Annotated in this window: 5 protein-coding genes; all 5 read left to right on the top strand. The window is 68.2% G+C overall.

The window, feature by feature from the left end:
- Nucleotides 1-923, top strand: a 923-nt coding sequence (ftsY, locus tag WB508_RS06120; RefSeq protein WP_423843996.1) for a signal recognition particle-docking protein FtsY, incomplete at its 5' end; no start/stop codon positions are given.
- Nucleotides 924-1,070: 147 nt separating this feature from the next.
- Nucleotides 1,071-2,315, top strand: coding sequence for an ammonium transporter (locus WB508_RS06115; protein ID WP_423843995.1), 1,245 nt, complete (start codon nt 1,071-1,073; stop codon nt 2,313-2,315).
- A 2-nt stretch (nt 2,316-2,317) separates the two neighbouring features.
- On the top strand, nt 2,318-2,656 hold the full coding sequence (locus tag WB508_RS06110) for a P-II family nitrogen regulator (protein WP_423843994.1): 339 nt from the start codon (nt 2,318-2,320) through the stop codon (nt 2,654-2,656).
- Between the two features lie 9 nt (nt 2,657-2,665).
- The gene (locus tag WB508_RS06105; RefSeq protein WP_423843993.1) at nt 2,666-4,909 is read left to right on the top strand and encodes a [protein-PII] uridylyltransferase; all 2,244 of its coding nucleotides are present in this window, start codon (nt 2,666-2,668) and stop codon (nt 4,907-4,909) included.
- 54 nt (nt 4,910-4,963) lie between these two features.
- A partial coding sequence (gene ffh, locus WB508_RS06100; RefSeq protein WP_423843992.1) for a signal recognition particle protein occupies nt 4,964-6,459 on the top strand: 1,496 nt, incomplete at its 3' end.

Below are 6,459 nucleotides of genomic sequence, written 5' to 3'. Positions count from 1 at the left end.
CCGGAGCGCCGCAGGGACGGCTGGTCCGCCTGCGTGGTCGGTTGGCACGGTCCAACTCCTCGCTCGGCAAGGGACTGCTGGCTGTGCTGGGTCGGGCCACGCTCGACGACGCTGCCTGGGAGGAGATCGAGGACACCTTGCTGGCTGCGGATGTCGGAGTCGGCCCGTCGCAGGCTCTGGTCGAGTCGCTGCGCACGCGCATGCGGGTCGAGGGTGTGACCGATCCGGTACGAGCCCGCGCCGTGCTGCGCGAGGAGCTGATCGCGATCGTCGACGCGACCCGCGACCGCGATCTGATGGTCACCGGCACTGACGGCAAACCCGGAGTCGTTCTGGTCGTGGGCGTCAACGGCACCGGCAAGACGACGACCGTCGGTCGCCTCGCCCGTGTGCTGGTGGCCGAGGACAAGTCCGTCGTGCTCGGCGCCGCTGACACGTTCCGAGCCGCGGCGGCCGATCAGCTGCAGACGTGGGGTGAGCGGGTCGGTGTGCCCACGGTTCGCGGCCCCGAGGGCGGCGACCCCGCCAGCGTGGGCTTCGAGACCGTGCAGCGGGGCATCGCCGACGGAGTCGATGTCGTGCTGGTCGACACCGCCGGCCGGCTGCACACCAAATCCGGGCTGATGGACGAGCTGGGCAAGGTCAAACGCGTCATCGAGAAGCAGGCCGCGGTCACCGAGGTGTTGTTGGTGATCGACGCCACCACTGGGCAGAACGGTCTCACCCAGGCCCGCGTGTTCGGCGAGGTCGTCGACGTCACGGGCATCGTGCTGACCAAGCTCGACGGCTCAGCCAAAGGTGGCATCGTCATCGCCGTGCAGACCGAGCTCGGGGTACCCGTGAAGTTCGTCGGCCTGGGCGAGGGTGCCGATGACCTGGCACCGTTCGACGCCGAAGAGTTCGTCGACGCGCTGCTGTCCTGACCGCCTGCCGCAGTGAAATGTGGCTGTAACACGACCTCCGATTTCGTCACGGGCTCGCAACACGTGGCTGGTCAGCCCGAAACGCTGGGCGACAAGGGTAGTGGGAGCGGGTCTGTTCGACTCGTGTCATCCGACTTCGGAGGTTTCATGGATACCGGCGACACTGCGTGGATCCTGGCCAGCTCAGCGCTGGTCCTGCTCATGACGCCAGGTTTGGCGTTCTTCTACGGAGGCATGGTCCGCTCCAAGACCGTGCTCAACATGATGATGATGAGCTTCGCGGCCCTGGCCATCGTGCCGGTGCTGTGGGTGCTCTACGGCTACTCGATGGCCTTCAGCCCCGGCGGAAGCGGAGCACTGGGCGGATTCGAGCGACTCGGTCTGAACAACATCTCCGTGGACACGGTGTACGGCACGATCCCGGAGTACGTCTTCGTCGGCTTCCAGCTGATGTTTGCGATCATCACCGTCGCCCTGATCAGCGGCGCGATCGCTGATCGCGCCAAGTTCTCGGCGTGGGTCGTGTTCACGGTCGTGTGGGTCAGCGTCGTGTACTTCCCCGTGGCGCACTGGGTCTTCGACTTCGGTGACAACGGCGGCTGGATCGCCACGCAGCTGGAGGCGATCGACTTCGCCGGAGGCACCGCGGTGCACATCAACGCAGGTGCTGCAGGCCTTGCCCTGGCCCTGGTGCTCGGCAAGCGGGCCGGCTGGAAGCGAGACCCGATGCGTCCGCACAACCTGCCGTTCGTGCTGCTCGGCGCCGGACTGCTGTGGTTCGGCTGGATCGGCTTCAACGCCGGCTCGGCGCTCGGCGCCAACGGTCTTGCAGCTCTGGCTCTGGTCAACACGGCAGTCGCCACGGGTGCTGCGATCCTCGGCTGGCTGCTGGTCGAGGCGCTGCGTGACAAGAAGGGCACCAGCCTCGGCGCTGCGTCGGGCGCGGTGGCCGGTCTGGTCGCGATCACTCCCGCTGCTGGGTCGATTTCGCCGTTCGGCTCGATCTTCCTCGGTGTCATCGCCGGCGTCCTGTGCGCCCTGGCGGTGGGCCTGAAGTACCAGCTGGGCTACGACGACTCGCTCGACGTCGTGGGTGTCCACCTGGTCGGCGGACTCGTCGGCACGATTCTCATCGGCTTCCTCGCCGTGGGCGACATCGGCTTGTTCTACGGTGGGGATGCATCACAGCTCGGCAGGCAGATCGTGGCAGCTGCAGCGGTCCTGGCCTACTCGTTCGTGCTGACGTACCTCATCGGCAAGGCGATCGACCTCACGATGGGCTTCCGCATCGACGCTGACGACGAGGTGATCGGCATCGACCAGGTCGAGCACCTCGAGACTGCGTACGACTACGTGGGAACCGGCGGATCCAACTTCCTGAAGGAGCTCTGAACATGAAACTCGTGACAGCGGTCATCAAGCCGCACAAGTGGGAAGAAGTCCGCGAGGCCCTGGCAGCAGCTGGGGTGGCTGGCATGACGGTCACCGAGGCCAGCGGCTACGGCCAGCAGAAGGGGCACACCGAGGTCTACCGCGGTGCCGAGTACGACGTGTCACTGGTGCCGAAGATCCGCCTCGAGGTCGTCGTCGACGATGGCGACGTCGACAGCGTGGTCGGCACCATTGCCGGCGCTGCCCAGACGGGCAAGATCGGCGACGGCAAGGTGTGGGTCATGCCGGTCGACTCGGTGGTGCGGGTCCGCACCGGCGAGACCGACGAGGCAGCGATCTGACCGACACCGGTGAACCTGGCTTCCAGACGCTCTGAGCGCGCCCGGGAGGCCGACGTGCGGCTCACGCAGCTGTACTCGGCCTCAGGGGCGCGCGACGAGAAGATGGCGCTGGTAGCCGTCGGTGGCTACGGCCGCTCCGAGCTGTCACCGCACAGCGACCTCGATGTCGTCCTGCTGCACGGACCAGAGGTCGACGACGCCTCGGTCGCTGCGGCCGCCGAGGCAATCTGGTACCCGTTGTGGAACGACCAGGTCGATCTGGACCACGCGGTGCGGCGCACCACCGAGATGCGGACCATGGCGTCCGAGGACTATCGCGCAGCCATGGGCATGCTCGATGCGCGCTGCGTCGCCGGCGACCACGAGCTGGTCCGCACGCTGCGGTCCGAGGTGCTGTCGGACTGGCGCCGCGACGCTCGATCCCGGGTGCGCGCGGTGCGAGACGGCCGCGTCGAACGACTCGTCCGGGCCGGTTGGCTGGCGCACTCCGCGGTGCCTGACCTGAAGGAGTCCGGGGGAGGGCTGCGTGATGGTGTCGTCCTGCGAGCCCTGGTGGCCACCTGGCTGATCGACGTCCCCCACGCCGAGGCGGAGCGACTGCGGTCCGACCTGCTCGACGTCCGCGACACGCTGCACGACGTCGCGGGACGTCGACTCGACCGGTTCGAGCCAGACCTGGTGCCTGAGGTCGCCGAACGGCTGTCGATGGGGCCGGTCGAGCTCGATCTGCACACGCGAGACCTGGGGCGCCGGGTGGCTCACCTGTCCATGCTCGCGTGGCGACGGGTCGAGGGCGTCCTCTCGCCGCGGACGGGTACGTACACGAAGACAGGGCCGGTGGTGCGGTCCCTGGGTGATGGCGTCGGAGTGCTGGACGGCGAGATCATCGTCACCCGCGACGCCAATCCAGCGTCAGACCCCGAGGTCGCGCTCCGTGCTGCTGCTGCGGCGGCGCGCGAGCACCTTCCGCTCAGCCCCGGTTCGGCCATGAGACTGAACCGCACCATGGGCACACTGCCCGACCCATGGACCGAGTCGACCCGGCGACTGATGGTCGACCTGCTCACGGCCGGCCCGGGTCTGGTCGCGGTGTGGGACGAGCTGGACTTCGCCGGAGTCATCGACCGGATTCTGCCCGAGTGGGCGCCGATCCGCCTACGGGGGTCGTCCTCGATCATCCACCAGTTCACGATCGATCGGCACAGCCTGGAGACGTGCGTCAACGCGGCTGAGATCGCGCGCGAGGTGTCCCGCCCCGACCTGCTGGCGGTGGCGGCCCTGCTGCACGATCTCGGCAAGGGAGTGCCGGGTGACCACTCGGTGGAGGGTGAACCGATGGCGCGGGCGATCGCCGCACGGTGGGGGTTCTCCTCTGCGGATGCCGACGTCATCGGGCAGCTCGTCCGGTGGCACCTGTTGCTGCCCGACACTGCGACGCGGCGGGACATCGAGGACCCCGGCACCGCGCACGCTGTTGCGGAAACCATGGGAAGCGCAGCCCAGCTCGAGCTGTTGGCCGCGCTCACGTCGTCGGACGCGCGGGCCACCAGTGGGCAGGCGTGGAGCGCGTGGCGCCGTGGTCTGGTCGAGGGCCTGGTGGAAAAGACGTACGCCGTCCTCGACGCCTCGGTCACGACCCCCTCAGTCGCTGACTACGAGGGCTGGCCGCGGCACATTCCCATTCCGGCGGTCGGGGTCATGGGAGCACGTGACATCGACCTGACGGTCGATCCGGCCGGCGATGGGTCGCTGTTGACGATCGTCACGGCCAACCGGCCAGGAGTCATCGCGGAGCTGGCCGGTGGTCTTGCTCTGGCTGGCCACTCCATCCGATCGGCGCGCACCGTGACGCTCGGCGACGCGGCGGTGTCGTTGTTCGAGGTCCGTCGGTCCGGCGTCGATGCGGCCGTCCTCCGCGAGCGCCTTCGCCCTGCACTGGCCGGAGACATCGACCTGGCTGGTCGTCTGGACGTCGCCGCACGCGGCGGCGATGTGGGGGCGCAAGTACGACACGTCGAGCGAGATGCGCAGACCGTGACGGTCCTTGAGGTGCGCGCGGCGGACCGCCGCGGTCTGTTGTGGACAGTCTGCCGCGCGATAGCTGCAGCTGGGCACTCGATCCGGTCCGCTCACATGTCGACGTACGGCGAGGAAGCACGCGAGGTGCTGTACGTGCTCGGATCCGACGGCGCCCGGCTCGACGACGAAGCGGCATCCCGGCTGCGTGACCAGGTGGCGGCCGCGCTCGCCTGACCCCGTTAGGCTGGCGTCTGACCCGTTTTCCGAGCCGAGGACACCACTGCCGTCATGTTCGACACCCTGCAAGACCGCCTCCAGTCGGCGTTCAAGAACCTGCGTGGCAAGGGCAAGCTCTCCGATGCCGACATCGATGCGGTCGCGCGGGAGATCCGCGTCGCCCTGCTTGATGCCGACGTCGCGGTCCCGGTCGTGCGCGACTTCATCGCCAACGTCAAGGAGCGCGCCAGCGGCGCTGAGGTCAGCCAGGCGCTGAACCCCGCGCAGCAGGTCATCAAGATCGTCAACGACGAGCTGGTCGCGATCCTCGGCGGCGAGACGCGGCGCATCCAGTTCGCCAAGAACCCGCCGACGGTCATCATGCTCGCGGGCCTGCAGGGTGCCGGAAAGACCACGCTCGCGGGCAAGCTCGCCCTGTGGCTCAAGGAGCAGGGCAAGTCGCCGATGCTCGTGGCCTGCGATCTGCAGCGCCCCAACGCGGTCACCCAGCTGCAGGTCGTCGGCGGTCAGGCCGGCGTCACCGTGTTCGCGCCAGAGCCCGGCAACACCGGATCCTCGCCTGACGGCGAGGGGAGTGTCGGAGATCCGGTCCGAGTCGCCCGCGATGGCGTGGCCGAGGCCCGCCGCACTCTGCACGATGTCGTCATCGTCGACACCGCAGGCCGTCTGGCGGTCGACGCCGAGCTGATGCAGCAGGCGGCTGACATCCGGGCGGCGGTAGATCCTGACGAGGTCTTGTTCGTCATCGACGCCATGATCGGCCAGGACGCCGTGGGCACGGCTCAGGCATTCCTCGAGAGCGTCGACTTCACCGGCGTCGTGCTGTCCAAGCTCGACGGCGACGCGCGTGGTGGAGCCGCCCTCTCGGTGCGCTCGGTCACCGGCCGTCCGGTGATGTTTGCGTCCACCGGCGAGAAGCTGACGGAGTTCGAGCAGTTCCACCCCGACCGCATGGCCTCGCGCATCCTCGACATGGGCGACATGCTCACCCTGATCGAGCAGGCCGAGAAGGCTTTCGACGCCGACGAGGCCGCGCAGGCTGCGGAGAAGTTGGCTGGCGGCTCGTTCACGCTGCACGACTTCCTCGACCAGATGGAGACCCTGTCGAAGATGGGGTCGATGTCCAAGCTGGTCGGCATGATGCCCGGCATGGGCCAGTTCAAGGAGCAGCTGGCCAACTTCGACGAGCGTGAGGTCGACCGGATCAAGGCGATCATCCGCTCGATGACCCCGACGGAGCGCGACAACCCCAAGATGATCGACGGCTCACGCCGAGCTCGCATCGCGGCTGGATCGGGAACCAAGGTTCAGGACGTCAACGGGCTGGTCAGCCGGTTCTTCGATGCACGCAAGATGATGCAGCAGATGGCCAAGGGGGGCGGAATGCCGGGCATGCCAGGCGTCCCGGGCATGCCAGGCGTCGGCAAGCGCGCTGGCGCTCGACAAAAGCCCCAGCAGAAGAAGAAGGGCAAGCGGGTCTCCGGCAACCCCGCGAAGCGCGCGGCCGCTGCCACCGAAGCACCCCCGAAAGATGGGGCCGGAGCCTT

The organism is Aeromicrobium sp., from assembly GCF_049586495.1.
GTDB lineage: Bacteria > Actinomycetota > Actinomycetes > Propionibacteriales > Nocardioidaceae > Aeromicrobium.
This window is presented reverse-complemented; position numbering and strand designations above follow the sequence as displayed.

What these genes read in the sequence shown, in the direction of transcription:
- WB508_RS06115 (WP_423843995.1), top strand. Translation starts at nt 1,071, where the DNA reads ATGGATACCGGCGACACTGCGTGGATCCTGGCCAGCTCAGCGCTGGTC.
- WB508_RS06110 (WP_423843994.1), top strand. Translation starts at nt 2,318, where the DNA reads ATGAAACTCGTGACAGCGGTCATCAAGCCGCACAAGTGGGAAGAAGTC.